The organism is Clostridia bacterium (assembly GCA_035628995.1).
Classification (GTDB): Bacteria; Bacillota; Clostridia; order Lutisporales; family Lutisporaceae; genus BRH-c25.
The window spans coordinates 19,370-34,306 of the sequence record DASPIR010000022.1 but is presented as its reverse complement, the minus strand read 5'-3'; the positions used below and the strand labels follow the sequence as shown (position 1 = coordinate 34,306).

Below are 14,937 nucleotides of genomic sequence, written 5' to 3'. Positions count from 1 at the left end.
AATCCACGAACCACGAACCTCGAACCCCAAACCCCGCAACCCAAACTTATATATCATCTACTATTTCATTGATCAAGAGGGTGTTGTTCTTGGTAAGGTCAATTTCTTTAGGTTCTCTGGGTATCTGTCCCTCACTGTCCATAAGTATTCTAATTATCGGCCTGTTGGGGTATCTCTTATTGACATCCACTACTATTGCTTTCTCCCCATCGTTTAAAAGCACGCAGGTTCCCGGTGGATATATGGTTATATGCTCAATAAAATTCCTTACTATATTGTAGTCAAATTGGTGGTCTCCCATTCCAATTAAATACTCAACAGCTTCATTTACATTGATTCTCCTCTTATATACCCTATCCGAGGTAATTGCATCATATACATCAGCGATGGATACTATCCTGGCAAACTCATGTATTTCTTCACCTCTGAGTCCCAGCGGATACCCTTCTCCGTCATATCTCTCATGATGAGTTAGGGCTATATAGCTTGCGTAGGTACTCAGCACCTTGCTTTTCTTAAGCAGCTCATAGCCATAGTTTGTATGCTTCTTGATTATTTCAAACTCTTCCGACGTCAGACTTCCGGCCTTATTTAATATTTCATTGGGTACCCTTGTCTTGCCTACATCGTGCAGCATTGCCCCAATTCCAAGCTCTCTAAGCTTTTCCTCATCATAGTTCATGGATATGCCTGTAATAAGAGATAGTACGCATACATTGACACTATGGCTGAAGGTATATAAGTCAGTGCTCTTCAAGTCCTGCATGTTAACCATTGTGTCCTTGACATTCATAAGCTCATCTATCATTTTGCACACACTGTCCCTGACCGGCTTAACATCAAGGGAGCTTCCATACCTTATGCTGTCCATAGCATTTTTGATATTTATCCTGGCTTCAAATCTTGTTTCTTCAGATACAACATCTTTGACTACAATGTCATGGCTTATTTCATCCTCAATATACAGTTCTCTTATACCTAAATCCTTGAGCTTCAGGATATAAGAGTTTTTAAGCACGATACCAGCGTTTAACAGTATATTTCCGTCATAAGTGTGCAGGGTCCGGGCAAGGACCATTCCTTCTTTTAATTTTTCAACCAGAATCTTTCTCATGCTTTATCCCCCCAAATGAAGGCTTGTACCAGTGCTTTCAACGCACTTCCTTGATGTTGTGCCTCTGCAGGATTAGAATTTCTTACATTAAAGAGGCACAAGTGCTTTTCAACACAACATATTTTCATCTATTCAAGTGTTGAAAACGCACTTCCTTGATGTTGTGCCTCTGCAGAATTAGAATTTCTTACATTAAAGAGGCACATTATTTAATCATAATTATAGCACAAATGGAAATACTTATGTATAAAAGGCTTCTATTGAAATATTTAACAACTAAGGAAGCCTTTTATGAAACTCATTTACGGAAAGTGGTACACTAAGGAAATTTATACTTTCCTATTCGTTATAAAACTATTCTTTGTGTCTGTCCTTAAGATTCTCAGCTATTTGGTCCAGCTTCCTAAGTCTATGGTTGACTCCTGATTTCCCTACTACAGGGTTCATCATTTCACCCAGTTCCTTAAGGCTTGCTTCTTTATATTCCAGCCTAAGCTCAGCAATTTCAGCAAGTCCTGCCGGGAGCTTATCAACACCAATTGTATTCTTAATATATCTGATATTCTCAATCTGTCTCATAGCAGCATTTAAGGTCTTATCCAGGTTGGCAGTCTCACAATTCACAATCCTGTTGACATTGTTACGCATTTCCTTGTATATTCTAACGTTCTCCAAGCTTAGGAGAGCATTATGTCCACCAATTATATTTAAGAAGTTCACGATGTGTTCCCCTTCCTTTATATAGACCACATAATTTCCCTTCCTCGCTACCACCTTTGCTCCAAGCTCATAGTGATTCAAGAGCTCCTTTATGTCTTCAGCAAAATCCTCACTGTTTGTTACCAATTCAAGATGATAGGTCTTCTCGGGGTCGCTTATTGAGCCGCCGCCTAGAAAAACTCCCCTTAGATAGGCTTTCCTGCAGCAAGCTTTTCTTAGCAGGTTATGGGGCAGCTTATAGTTGAATTTTATGCCTTTGTCACCTTCCTGCAGTATACCTACCGCCTTGAGTATTTCCTGGGAACCCATATCGGAGTCAATATATAAAGTGTAATTATTGTTTTTCTTAAGATGTTTGTTTTTCCTGACAACAACCCTGGTGCTGATTTCAAAACAGCTCTTAAGCAGTGAGAAGAGCATTCTTGCTATAGAAGCATTCTCGGTGGAAAGCCTGACTCCTATCTTGTTTACTCCATGTATCTGAACTGTTCCGGTCATTTTAATAAGTGCTGACAGCAAAGCCAGCTGACAGCACTTATTTGTTATGGCAATCTTGGATATTTCATTTTTAGTTACGGATGAGAAAGTCATAAGAGCACCTCTTTATTTTACGATTCCGATTTTGCTTAAGGGCCAGACTCTAAACACTGCCTTGCCCACGATATTGCTGCGGCTAACAAAACCCACCGTGTCCGATCTGCTGTCCCTGCTGTGCAGCCTGTTATCCCCCATCACAAAGTACTTGCCCTCAGGCACTTTAGATTCTAGGAAGCCGTTGTCCTGAGTCGGTACCTCAGTATAATCAGGCTTTAGCTCCTCCCCATTTATATAAACCTTATCATTTTTTATATCTATGACTTCTCCAGGAAGCCCTATTACCCTCTTTATCAAATACTTGTTCTCCAGCTCATCCTTCAATACTACTATTTCGCCTCTCGCGGGGTCTTTGAATAGATAGTTAACCTTCGCAATTATCAGCACTTGGCCTTCGTGCAGTGTTGGTTCCATTGAAATCTGATTTACAAGTGCCACCTGGAAAATATAGGTCTTTAGTATAAAAGCAATGACAAACGCTGATAATATCAGCTTTATCCATGATATTATCTCTGTTTTCACATTTTCATTCAATCTTATCTCCCCTTTACTTATTTCTTTTGCTCTTCTTTAATATACCGTTCATAAAATAATGATCCAGCAGTCTCTTTTTATCCTTTTGAGGCTTCTCTTCACTTATAAGCTTAAATATCCGCTTCGCCAGCGCGTCAAAATCATGCCTCAGATATCCGTTTTCGATGCTTACATAATTTCCATCAAGGACTTTAATTCCCATATCAGCTATTATATCATAGTCTATCAAAACAGGAGAAGCATCCTCAGTTTTGTATTTATCCAGCAGTGATTGAGGGACTTTTCCTGTATTCGCAATAGCATAATCTATGAGAAGCTTATTTCCATGATCATTTATTGCCTTAATATGTTCGGAAAGACTGTATCCTACAGTTTCACCCTGCTGCGTCATTATATTGCTTACATATATCTTCAAAGCACCAGAGCTGTTAATGGCTTTGGCTATATTTTTCACAAGTACATTGGGTATGATACTGGTGTAGAGGCTTCCAGGACCCAGTATAATTACATCGGCATCAGCTATTTCCTTCAATGCCTCGGGTATGGGCTTGCAATTGCCAGGCTTTAGGAATACTTTCTTTATTCTTTTATTTGCTGCCTGCTGTTTGATGGGTATCTGAGATTCCCCTTTTATTACCGTACCATCTTCAAGCTCCGCATACAGCACTACATTTTCAAGAGTTACCGGCAAAACCTTTCCGGTCACAGCCAATACGCTGCTTACTTCCTTAATTGCAGAATCAAAGCTGCCGCAGATGTCATTCATTGCAGCAATAAAAAGGTTCCCGAAGCTTTGTCCCTTCAGGGATCCCTCTTTGAACCTGTACTGCATAAGCTGCTCCATTATAGGCTCGGTATTAGCCAGAGAAACTATGCAGTTTCTGATATCTCCGGGAGGAAGCATGCCCATGTCCTCCCTAAGCAGCCCCGAGCCGCCTCCATCATCTGATACTGTTACAATTGCAGTTATATTGGCAGTATACTTCTTCAATCCTCTAAGAAGCACTGAAAGTCCAGTACCTCCTCCTATTGCTACAATGTTTGGACCTCCTGATATTATCCCCTTCTCATACAAAATATTCTTTATAGAATTGCTTTTCAAGTGTAACCCCCCTAAAACGGATATGTTACCTATAATTCTCTTCTTCTATATCTCTATGTTCTACTATGACCCTGTGGTTGTTCTCTTTGAGCTTCTGGCTCAGCATATTGACCATTGTGACGGATCTATGCCGCCCACCGGTACAACCTATGGCAATAACAAGCTGTGATTTGCCTTCCTTAATGAAATGCGGAATCAGGAACTCCACCATATCTGTAAGCTTATTCATAAACTCCACTGCTGCAGGCCATTGCATCACATAGTTCCTTACGCCTTCATCAGTTCCGCTGTATTTTTTCAAGTTCTCTACATAGTATGGATTGGGAAGAAATCTTACATCGAACACCATGTCAGAGTCCAAGGGAATGCCGTATTTGAAGCCGAAGGACAGTATGTTGATTATAAGTCCCTCAGACTTGCCCCCTTCTACAAAAAGATGGATTATCTCACCCTTTAGCTCTGATGGGCTCATGTTTGTTGTATCTATGATATTCGTGGCTTTGGATTTTATCTCCTGAAGCTTTCTCCTCTCAGCCTTAATCCCTTTTATTATTCTGCCGTCTGCTGCAAGAGGATGCATCCTTCTACTGGATTTGAAGCGTTTAATGAGAGTTTCGTCAGAAGCCTCCAGAAAAAGTACATCATATGTATTGCCTGTCGCTCTAAGCTCATCAAGACTTCCAGAAAGCTGATCGAAGAATTTGCCAACCCTGATGTCTATTACAATGGCTGCCTTGTCTATGGCGTCCTTGCTATCTGCGCACATTTCTGCAAATTTGCTGATTAAAGCCGGGGGCAGGTTGTCTACGCAAAAATAGCCCAAATCCTCGAGAAATTTAATGGATTGGCTTTTACCAGCACCCGATAAGCCTGTAACAATCAAGAACTTCATTTGTATAATTCCCCCTACTTTACTGCATTAATTATTTGTTCGCTGGTTAGACCGGCTTCTATGGCAATATCAAGCCCATTCTGCAGGTTCCCCACATCTTGAGGGGAATGGGCGTCACTATCAATCACAAACTTCGCCCCTTCTCTTGCTCCTGCAATGACATGCTCTGCCCTCATATAACTGCTGTGTGAATTTATCTCAAGAGCTGTACCGGCTTTGGCGGCTTCTCTTGCAATAAGGGTAGTATCGAGAGGAATACGGGCGCCTGGATGTGTTATGATATCAATCTTATGCTTCCTTATAGCTTTAATCATTGATTCGGTATTTGTCTCCCTAATTCCTTCTGTGCCCAGATGGAATATTTTAGACATATAATTTCTGCCGTATATATTGATTACGTCCTTTGCAGACTTCGGTAATACCATCATATGAAAGCCTACCAGAAGTATGTCAAGATATTTGCGTATCCCGTCATCCATGTCAATATCCCCATCAGTGCTTATGATATTGCACTCCATCCCTAAAAGCACCTTTATACCCTCTGCATTATCATTTATCCTGTCTATTTCATCCCTCATCCTTGCAATATCCTTGCGTCTAACCCCGTAAGCAAAGTGCCTAATGCCATGGTCCGTTATTGCAATCTCTGTCAGTCCCTTCTTTCTTGCCGCCATGACATTATCCATTATTTCTCCTGTACCATGGCTGTAAACCGTATGGGTATGGTAATCTGCATAGAGCTTTATCAATAGTCTCACCTCATATATTCAAATTCGTCTCGACGAATTTGCGCGCCGGTTTTGGTCACGTTTGCGTGACAATTTCCGTTACAAAACCGTGTGCATCCGCCGGAGGCTTTATTGAATTAGGCAGAGTATTCTGCTTAATTCAATAAATGGTTTACTTCTTAATAATATCATTATTATTATCAAAATGCCATTTGTCATACTAAAGCGATGATTTCAAATACGGCTCAGAAGCCCTGGCTATTCTAAAGGTAGATAACCCCGAAAGTGCAACTATTAAGCCGCTTGTTACCAAAACAGCAGTCAAATCAAATTTTTCAGTAACCATACCACCGATGAAATATCCTAACGGAATAGTGGCCTGGCATATTGTCCCCAGTATGCCGCCTACCCTTCCCATCATTTCATTGGGTATCAGGTTCTGGAATATTGTACTCAGTGACACATTACATATGCATATGGATGCCCCCATTAAAGCGAGAATGACCAATGAAGTATAAAAGCTTCCAGATACTCCGAACAACATCATAAGTAGCCCTTCCAATGTAAGTCCTATGAATGTCAGCGTATAGTAGCCTAACCTTCTCCCTATAGCAGGCATCAATAGAGTCATGCAAATGCTCCCGACTGTTATTGCCGCAAGTAGAATACCAAATCCCCCACTGTCCATATTAAGCCTATGTCCTGCGAACAGTGTTATATAAATCTCCAAGGGTGCAAGGAAAAAGTTAATTACCAAGCCTCCTACAATTACAAAATGTAATAACTCTTTTTTCTTTATAATAAAGTAAATGCTTTCCAAAATCTCACTTCTCATACATTTCTTCTCCACAGCCTCCTTCCTGACCTTTGGCACGTTGATAAAGGTTTCAGATATTGCTGAAAGTGTGAAGGAAATGCTGTCAAAAAGAAACAACCCCGATATACCCATAATAGCAATCATTGCACCTCCAGCCGCATACCCCAATATGCCTGTAAAATCCCTGGAAAGCTGATTCATTGAGTTAGCCTTTAAGAGCTGCTCCTTTTGTACTATAGAAGGTGTAATAGCTGACACTGCAGGTCCGAAGAACGTAGACGCCGCAGACCTGAGTCCCGCCAGCAGGTACAGCATCCAGATCTCTAAATTGCCCATATACATGAGTATTGTAATGACGCCTACAATACCTCCGTTTATAAAGTCGGAGAGTACTATAATTTTCTTTCTGTCATACCTGTCTGCAACTGCTCCGGCAAATGGACCCAGTATAACTGCAGGCAGTGTGGAAAACACAAGTGTTATGCCCATTTTCAGCGGTGAGCCGGTCACCTGATAGATATACCACATCGAAGCCACCTCATGGAACCTATTCCCCAATAATGACACCAGCTGACCTAACCACAAAAGTACAAAATTCCTGTTCCTGAATATGCTCTTTTCATCTAATTTCTTCATACATTCAACCCCGCCTTCATATAATCAAGATTTGTGTAATTTCGATATATATCGAAACATATGATCAAAAAAAATTACTTCACCATGTTATCCAGTGCATCGCACAGTGTTTTCTTGACATTATCCATATTAAGGCTAAAATAATACTTATTGTCCTCCCTCACAGTCTCGACTAAGCCATTCATTGTCAGCATGGACATGTGATAGGAGATTGTTGAGTTTGAAAGCTTCAGCTTCTGCGCCAGTTCATTTCCATACCAAGGCCGTTCACTCAGAAGCTTAATAATATTGAGCCTGGTTTCATCCGCTAGTGCTTTGAATATGCTTACGTTAGACAGAAGGGCATGTTTTCCTTCAGCTATAAGCTCCGGATACCTGTAACCGAGCAAATGCAGGTCAACACCTTTACATTCCCTGATGGAACGCAGATTGCTAACCTCATAGTAGTATGATAACGCAATAACAAGCCTTCTTTCCTTACTCTTGCTGTAATCAATGTCAACTAAAAGCTTCAGATAGCTTTCACCGTAAACCCCGAGCTTTTTCTCAAGTTCCTTCTCCTGTTTAAGCACAACAGCTTCAGCATTTTTTTCTGCATGCATGAATATATTTGCATTATACCATCTAAGAAGCTCTAGAAAACGATTCCTCATGCCTTCGGGGTCAAGAAAGAACTGCAGCAGCTCCCATTTCTGCTTAGAGGGCAGTGTAATAGTTTTCTCTATGAAGGAAATGGCTTCCTTATGGCTTCCCAGCATCTCCTCCACCTGTTCTATTGTTAATTCGTCACTGTTGTAGCCCGTTTCCAAAAAACTACTCAGAATAGAAGCATAAGAGAGCTTTTCTATGTGGCTAATGAATCCCACAGCATTCTTAATATCTTTATCTGCTATATCATTCATAAGACATATTCCAAAAAAACTCTCGTAGTTGAAGAATAGATCAAGTCCGTCCTTGATTTCCTGAGGCAGATTCATTCTACTTGCTTTCACCCAGTTTAGTATGTCTTCATTAAACTTTACTTTTTCACCCAATTCAAGTTCTTCTTTAGCAGCTATCAGCTTTTCATTGTTGTTCAGCCTGTACATTCCTGCCAAGAAGTCATATGCAGTTGAATGATGTATTATTATCTTATCCATTACACCCATAACCACTGCCTCCTTTCGTTATCTTCTAACATTATTATATTTCGATGGTTTTCGAATGTCAATTATTTTCATGAAAATATGGAAAAATAAAAAGGCGTATGACTGATATAGTCATACGCCTTCATTAAAACTCGCCTAATATTTTTACTTCCGGTTCAATTTTCACATTGAACTTCTCATTTACAGTTTTCTGTACATGCCTTATAAGATTATATACATCCTGTGCTGTTGCACCACCATTATTCACCACAAAGCCGCAGTGCAATGTCGATACCTGTGCTCCACCCATGGAAAAACCTCTTAGGCCTGCATCGTCTATGAGCTTGCCGGCAAAGTAACCCTCCGGTCTCTTGAAGGTGCTCCCTGCGCTTGGCAGGTGCAACGGCTGCTTGGTTCTCCTCTTTTCGGTAAGGTCTGCCATTATGCTGTTAATCTCATCGGGATTCCCTTTTTTCAACCTTAAGCAGCACCTTATGACTATATATTTTCTGGGTTCTACTACGCTTTTCCTGTATCCAAACTCCATTTCAGTGTTTTTCAGCCTTTTCAACTGGAGGTCCTGATCCAAAACTTCCACCCACTCTACTATGTCCTTCATTTCACCGCCGTAAGCTCCTGCATTCATAGTAACTGCTCCTCCCAGAGCTCCTGGAATGCCGCTGGCAAACTCCATGCCGGTAAGGTTGCTCTTAGCTGCCATTTTGGATAAAGTAGAAAGCAAAATACCGCACTCTGCTATTACCCTATCTCCATCAATATCTGCACTTCCAAACTTCTCGCCTATCTTTACTATTGCACATCTGAGACCTTTGTCAGATACCAGAAGATTGCTTCCATTACCTATTATATAATATGGTATGGAGCGGTCTTTCAAGCTTTTTATCGCTTTAGACAACTCTTCGATGTTATCAGGCTCAATGAATATGTCTGCAGGCCCCCCCAGTTTGAAAGAGGTATGATTCTTCATAGGCTCATTATATAATATGTTGTCTATATCAAGTTTTACTGAAGCATAGCTTCTACAGCAATTCTGCATTACTCTGCTGTCCCCTTTCATATCTATTCTGCAGCGCTTCTTATTATCCCCATAGGTGTCTGCTCACTGCCCTGCCCCAAAGGGTTATCCCTCAGTATTCCAACTAAAGCTTTCCTATCCATGGTCGGTTTTGAGGTTCCTAGAATATTCCCGCCTAAATCGTTAATATCCACTATTGCAACTTCTGCTTTTATGCCCTCGCTTATCTTTTTTGCTATTTCGTCCGGGTTTGCCGGTCCAAGTACAACATATTTGTTATACGGCGGCAATGTATTAGGCGTAGGACCGTCTATTGAAGAAGCTTTGTAGCCGGCTACCCTGTAGAAGTCCCCTTTGCGCCCGATTAGCTTTCCTAAAAAGCTAACAACTGCAGCAAAAATAATTCTCAGTACGCCGCATTCTCTCAGTGCCATTTCCATAGTCTCCGGTATTCCAAGACCAATACCCGAGGGAGTCTTTGTTACATATTTTGAGAGGAGCTTTGCCAATGGCCTTGGTTTAATCTCGCTCATGGGATAAGCCCTGCCCTGTGTAATTGCAACCGCCTTTTCGCTGATAAATACTATATCCTTTTCCTTTACAGTTTCCTGGGCATATTTTTTCACAACGTCGACAATGCTGTCTTCCCTGGTTATCACGTGTGTCTTTACCGGTATCCTTATGTACTTCTTTCCATTATATTCGATTATCGGTTTCTTTTCTTTCTTTGTGCTCTTAACCTCAGTCATACAACTCTCCTCCGCTTGCTTTTGTATTATTCACTAGTTGAAATGTGTCCATATTTAGATGTTTTATTCAATACTAAAACACATAGACAATGTATGTTGTTACGCGTTTCGTGTTACGCGATTCAAGCAATTTCTTCGAAGCCTTTCTTTCATGCGCGCAACTAGTAACTCGTAACTCGTAACCATCCCTATAAGAATACCTAGAACAAGTCATCTGCGTTGTTCAATTAGCCTTTCGGCATCCTTCAGAGCTTGCTCCGGGCTAATATCCCCCTGCAGTGCTTCTTTTATCTTAGTCTGCAATATAAGGTCGATTTCACTCCAGTTATTCACTTTTGGCAGCTGTTCAGCAAAATATAAGCTCTGCTGTATAGTATACAACTCTTTGTCATTTTCGTACAGATGTTTCCCTGATTTTCTGACCGGAAAATACCCGAAATTGGCCAATTCGCTTTGTGTCTCTGCAGCGGTGATGAATTTTATAAAATCAGTACAAACCTTCCTTTTCCCGGCCTCCTTCTGCTTAAAAACAGCATATGAGCATGTCGTCGAGCTTATCGACAAAGGTACATCTGACTTCCCGGCAGGATACTTAGCTACCGCAAAGCTTATTCCGCTGCTGTCCTGAGAATTTCTGAGCAGCGGTACAGTCCAGGAACCTCCTATATAAACCGCCGCTTCTCCATTCAAAAACGTGGACCAGGCTTGGTTTTCGTTCATGGTTCCAAAGCCAGGATGGGTAACTTTATATTTGAATTTGAGGTCACACAGCTTAGTGAGTCCTGACAAGGCCTCCGGGGTGTTGAAGATATACTTTCCTGTTGCTTCATCTATTATTTGCGCACCGTCGCTCATTATCAACCCGAAGGTGTTATAATAGCCGGGCTCCACAAAGGAGTTGAAGCCGAATACATTAGGTTTGCCCCTGCCGCTGCTGTCATAGGTAAGCTGTTTTAAAGCTTCTACGAACTGCTCATAGGTCCATTCCCCGTTTTCCGGAAGACTGATATTTCTCTCATTAAATTTATCTGTATTCAGAAGCATCGTATAGCCTGTCATCATCCAGGGTATTCCATAGATTTTACCATTATAGGTTGCGGTATCAAGTATGCTGTCTATGATGTCAGCCTTTTCCGCAAGGCTTATGAAACTGTCCAGTTCCTCCAAGTACCCCTTGGACATGAAAAAATAATCACTGCCTATTGGGGCAATATCAGGATTTGCTCCGGTCTTTGCAGCAGCCTTCAGAAAGGTAGGACCGTCCTTCCAGTCCAACTCCCGGAATTCAATATACACTCCCGGGTTCTGCTTCTCAAACTGCCTGATCTTGCTCTTAATCCAGCTGAAACGGGTTCCATTTCTTATATCAAGCCTGGGGTAGTCCCATAAGGTTATTACACCTGTCCATTCTGTATTTTTATGTATTGGCTCCAGACTTTTCTTATAATCGCTTTTCATCCGTTCCAGCAAAGATGGCCCTGCAAATATATAAACTGCTAAAATAGCGCATAAAAAAAGAGTAAAGGCTCTTTTAAAGGTCATTTGTATCCCTCCAAACTGGCTTTTACTCTATGTATATTCGGTTTGTGTATGAATATTACGGCAATGGTCGCCCTTACTGCGGAACGCATGCAATGCGCTCCCTACTCCCCGGAACCTCGTAACCCCGCAACCCCGTAAACTATAAACTTACCTTTCTGCCATTTTTATTCAGATAGTCAATAAGCTTCTGAGGGTCAGTGTTTATGACAAGCTCTTCCGGCATCCCAATATCTTCGAATATCTCTTCAACCTTATTGAATTTCCCTACATCGTAGCAAATGTGACAATCGCTGCCTGCTACCAATTTAATACCCTTTTCCTTAGCTTTGGCTGCTATGCTTCTGCAGTTTTCAGCACTTCCCAAGCGGCTTCCTATAAAGGAACTGTTGTTTATTTCTATTAATGTTCCAGTATCGTAAGCACACTGTATAAGCCTGTCTATGTCAATGGGATAATAGGGGTTACCCGGATGCGCTATGATATTCACATTGGGGTTTTTCATTGCCCCGATAAGTGCCCTTGTATTCTCCTCCACACTTCCCGGAGCTATACACACATCATGGAAGGAGGCAATGACTATCTCCAGGTTTTTCAAGTATTTTTCAGGCAAATCAAGACCGCCGTCAAAATCCATAATATTGGCCTCTACACCCTTAAGTACTCTTACACCTTTGATATAATCAGGTATAATCCTCAAGTTGCCTATATGTAATATTGAAGGACCTCCCGGCATGGCAGGTCCGTGATCGGTCATTGCTATAAGCTTCAAACCTTTTTCTCCCGCCGTTTCAGCAACTTCTGAGATTGTGCTGTATGCATGACCACTTGATATGGTATGACAATGAGTATCCACTAAGAACTTCAACAAAACACCCTCTTCTTATTGCTCGTCTTTATCAATCTTGTATTCCGGGTTCTGGCTTGAGCTATAGTCCTTGCTATATCCGACAGGCTCATCAGGGATTATAAGTGCTGCAGCCACATAAGCGAATACCCCGGGAAATATACCTGTAGCAATTGTAAGCGCAACCCAAACAAGTCTTATTATAGTAACATCAATATTGAAATATTCCTCTAAACCTCCGCATACACCTGCTATTGTTTTGACTGTTCTGGATTTATATAATTTTTTATACATCTTTTTACCTCCTAGTTTTAATTTGTTAAAACATTCCTTAATATGTCCATTCATTTATGCGCAGCTTCAATGCTGACAGGCAATACTTTGCCTGGAAGGGACATATTATCTTCATTTTGTTGCGTTCTATATATAATACGGAACATTTTTAAAAAAGTCTTATGATTTAAAAAAATTAAATACAACTTCTGCTGTTTTTTTGTTCATGCCCTCAACTTCACTTATTTCTTCCAAAGCAGCCCTCTTAATATTTTTCAGACTGCCAAAATGCTTCAGAAGCGCTGTTCTTCTGGCAGGCCCTATTCCAGGTATGCCATCCAATGCCGATTCTACAATTGTTTTGCTCCTTAAGCTCTTATGATAGTTAATTGCAAATCTGTGAGCTTCATCCTGAATATTGGTTATAAGCCTGAAAGCCTTGGAATTAATGGGTATTGCGATTTCTTCGCCACCATAAATCAGCCCCCTGGTTCTGTGCTTGTCATCCTTAACCATTCCACACACAGGTATGCTGGACGCATACTCCTTAATCACCGGCAATACAGCATTTATCTGCCCTAAACCTCCATCCAGCATAATAAGGTCCGGGAATACTGAAAATTTGCCTAGCTCCAAGTCCTTGCCTTCTGCAGTCAGCTCATCCCTCTCCTTGATGCCGTGGATAAATCTTCTCTCCATTATTTCTCGCATGCTCTCATAATCATTTGCACCTTCCACGGATTTTATCCTGAATCGTCTGTAGTTCCTGTTGTTGGGTTTGCCCTTTTCAAAAACTATCATGGACCCGACATTCAGGACTCCCTGAAGGTGCGAAATATCAAAAGCTTCAATCCGCACCGGAATATCTGCGAGTCCCAGTATATCCTTCAGTTCTTTGCAAGCCCCCATTGTCCTCTCTTCATCGCTTTTCTGCTTTTCTACAATGAGTCTTAAGGTGTCCTCCGCATTCTTGCTTACCATTTCAATAAGCTTCTGCTTTTCTCCCCTCTGCGGTACGATCAGCTTGACGCGGCCTCCTCTTTTATCGCTCAGCCAACGTTCTATGATGCTTAATTCATCAATCTCTTCCTGGAGAATTATTTCCTTCGGTATAAGGGTATCCGATTCATAGAACTGTTTTATGAAGCTGCTCAATATCTCCTTGGAATCGCTCAGCTTGGTATCCTCAATAATGAAATGCTCTCTTCCGATAAGCTTTCCACCTCTAACAAAGAAAACCTGTATGCAGGACTCTGATTGATCCACTGCAAAGGCTATAATATCTTGGTCAACCGGTGCAGAGGATATGATTTTCTGCTTTTCAGCTATCTTTATCAGAGAGTTCATATTATCCCTGATTTCAGCCGCCTTTTCAAAATCCAGGTCCTCAGCCGCTTCGTGCATTTTCTTTTCCAGCCGCTTCAAAACCTCCTCCTGCTTACCTTCCAGCATCATTATCATTGAGTCAATCAGTTCCCTGTATTGTTCTTTGCTGACATTCCCCTGGCATGGAGCAACGCATTTCTTTATGTGGTAATTGAGACAAGGTCTCTCCTTGCCCATTATCTTGCTGATGTTTTTGTTGCAGTATCTTATAGGAAATAAGCTTTTCATAAGTTCAATGGTTCTGTTTACAGCAGTGACATCGGTATAAGGCCCAAAATATTTTGCCCCGTCCTTCTTAATCTCCCTCACAATAAGCAATCTGGGGTATTCCTCGTTTATTGTCATTTTTATATACGGGTAGTGCTTATCATCTTTAAGCATGATATTGTATTTAGGACGATGTTTTTTTATGAGATTACACTCCAGTATAAGCGCCTCTAGCTCTGAGTCGGTTATAATGTATTCCAGATCCGTTATTCTCTCAACCATGGCGGCAACCTTGGGATGCTGGTTCTTTGAGGATTGGAAGTACTGTCTTACTCTGTTCTTCAGGTTTATTGCCTTGCCGACATATATTATTTCATTATATTCATCGAGCATTATATATACCCCGGGGTTCTCCGGGAGATTCTTAAGCTTATCGTCCAAAGATAACATGGGATTATTCCTCCAAACATCTGGTTTCGCGTTTCGTGTTTCGGGTTACGCGAATTGAGTAAATTCTTCGAAGTCCCACTCGGGTTCTCGTAACACGCAACTCGTAACCAGTAAGTACTTTAGCACTTATTTATATTATACATTAAATTGCTTTTTAATAAAGATTTGATATAATTTATACTGTAT

Annotated in this window: 14 protein-coding genes; all 14 read right to left on the bottom strand. The window is 41.1% G+C overall.

The features are described from left to right. Nucleotides 1-46: 46 nt before the first annotated feature. Nucleotides 47-1,114 (bottom strand): HD-GYP domain-containing protein, encoded by a 1,068-nt coding sequence (locus VEB00_06625; protein HYF82685.1) that lies wholly within the window; start codon nt 1,112-1,114, stop codon nt 47-49. Between the two features lie 354 nt (nt 1,115-1,468). Further along, nucleotides 1,469-2,425 (bottom strand): DNA-binding protein WhiA, encoded by a 957-nt coding sequence (gene whiA / locus VEB00_06620; protein HYF82684.1) that lies wholly within the window; start codon nt 2,423-2,425, stop codon nt 1,469-1,471. 12 nt (nt 2,426-2,437) lie between these two features. Then, complete coding sequence (lepB, locus tag VEB00_06615; GenBank protein HYF82683.1) at nt 2,438-2,962, bottom strand: signal peptidase I; 525 nt, start codon at nt 2,960-2,962, stop codon at nt 2,438-2,440. Nucleotides 2,963-2,975: 13 nt separating this feature from the next. After that, nucleotides 2,976-4,064: a gluconeogenesis factor YvcK family protein gene (locus VEB00_06610; GenBank protein HYF82682.1), complete on the bottom strand. Its 1,089-nt coding sequence runs from the start codon at nt 4,062-4,064 to the stop codon at nt 2,976-2,978. Between the two features lie 25 nt (nt 4,065-4,089). Continuing rightward, nucleotides 4,090-4,956, bottom strand: a complete 867-nt coding sequence (rapZ, locus tag VEB00_06605) for an RNase adapter RapZ (protein HYF82681.1) — start codon at nt 4,954-4,956, stop codon at nt 4,090-4,092. Nucleotides 4,957-4,970: 14 nt separating this feature from the next. Then, the gene (locus VEB00_06600) at nt 4,971-5,702 is read right to left on the bottom strand and encodes a PHP domain-containing protein (protein HYF82680.1); all 732 of its coding nucleotides are present in this window, start codon (nt 5,700-5,702) and stop codon (nt 4,971-4,973) included. A 202-nt stretch (nt 5,703-5,904) separates the two neighbouring features. Then, the gene (locus VEB00_06595) at nt 5,905-7,137 is read right to left on the bottom strand and encodes an MFS transporter (protein ID HYF82679.1); all 1,233 of its coding nucleotides are present in this window, start codon (nt 7,135-7,137) and stop codon (nt 5,905-5,907) included. 74 nt (nt 7,138-7,211) lie between these two features. Further along, the gene (locus VEB00_06590) at nt 7,212-8,285 is read right to left on the bottom strand and encodes a metalloregulator ArsR/SmtB family transcription factor (GenBank protein HYF82678.1); all 1,074 of its coding nucleotides are present in this window, start codon (nt 8,283-8,285) and stop codon (nt 7,212-7,214) included. A gap of 124 nt (nt 8,286-8,409) precedes the next feature. After that, nucleotides 8,410-9,321: a UDP-N-acetylmuramate dehydrogenase gene (murB, locus tag VEB00_06585; GenBank protein ID HYF82677.1), complete on the bottom strand. Its 912-nt coding sequence runs from the start codon at nt 9,319-9,321 to the stop codon at nt 8,410-8,412. Nucleotides 9,322-9,344: 23 nt separating this feature from the next. Then, nucleotides 9,345-10,049, bottom strand: a complete 705-nt coding sequence (locus VEB00_06580) for a coenzyme F420-0:L-glutamate ligase (GenBank protein ID HYF82676.1) — start codon at nt 10,047-10,049, stop codon at nt 9,345-9,347. A 210-nt stretch (nt 10,050-10,259) separates the two neighbouring features. Further along, a complete protein-coding gene (locus VEB00_06575) occupies nt 10,260-11,591 on the bottom strand; it encodes a sugar ABC transporter substrate-binding protein (GenBank protein HYF82675.1) in 1,332 nt (443 codons plus the stop codon). A gap of 139 nt (nt 11,592-11,730) precedes the next feature. Beyond that, a complete protein-coding gene (locus tag VEB00_06570) occupies nt 11,731-12,456 on the bottom strand; it encodes a phosphatase (protein HYF82674.1) in 726 nt (241 codons plus the stop codon). Between the two features lie 15 nt (nt 12,457-12,471). Then, nucleotides 12,472-12,729, bottom strand: a complete 258-nt coding sequence (locus tag VEB00_06565; GenBank protein HYF82673.1) for a PspC domain-containing protein — start codon at nt 12,727-12,729, stop codon at nt 12,472-12,474. Between the two features lie 159 nt (nt 12,730-12,888). After that, complete coding sequence (gene uvrC / locus VEB00_06560) at nt 12,889-14,751, bottom strand: excinuclease ABC subunit UvrC (GenBank protein HYF82672.1); 1,863 nt, start codon at nt 14,749-14,751, stop codon at nt 12,889-12,891. Nucleotides 14,752-14,937: the final 186 nt, after the last annotated feature.

What these genes read in the sequence shown, in the direction of transcription:
- VEB00_06625 (HYF82685.1), bottom strand. Translation starts at nt 1,114, where the DNA reads ATGAGAAAGATTCTGGTTGAAAAATTAAAAGAAGGAATGGTCCTTGCC.
- whiA (HYF82684.1), bottom strand. Translation starts at nt 2,425, where the DNA reads ATGACTTTCTCATCCGTAACTAAAAATGAAATATCCAAGATTGCCATA.
- rapZ (HYF82681.1), bottom strand. Translation starts at nt 4,956, where the DNA reads ATGAAGTTCTTGATTGTTACAGGCTTATCGGGTGCTGGTAAAAGCCAA.
- VEB00_06595 (HYF82679.1), bottom strand. Translation starts at nt 7,137, where the DNA reads ATGAAGAAATTAGATGAAAAGAGCATATTCAGGAACAGGAATTTTGTA.
- VEB00_06590 (HYF82678.1), bottom strand. Translation starts at nt 8,285, where the DNA reads ATGGGTGTAATGGATAAGATAATAATACATCATTCAACTGCATATGAC.
- murB (HYF82677.1), bottom strand. Translation starts at nt 9,321, where the DNA reads ATGCAGAATTGCTGTAGAAGCTATGCTTCAGTAAAACTTGATATAGAC.
- VEB00_06580 (HYF82676.1), bottom strand. Translation starts at nt 10,049, where the DNA reads ATGACTGAGGTTAAGAGCACAAAGAAAGAAAAGAAACCGATAATCGAA.
- VEB00_06575 (HYF82675.1), bottom strand. Translation starts at nt 11,591, where the DNA reads ATGACCTTTAAAAGAGCCTTTACTCTTTTTTTATGCGCTATTTTAGCA.
- VEB00_06565 (HYF82673.1), bottom strand. Translation starts at nt 12,729, where the DNA reads ATGTATAAAAAATTATATAAATCCAGAACAGTCAAAACAATAGCAGGT.
- uvrC (HYF82672.1), bottom strand. Translation starts at nt 14,751, where the DNA reads ATGTTATCTTTGGACGATAAGCTTAAGAATCTCCCGGAGAACCCCGGG.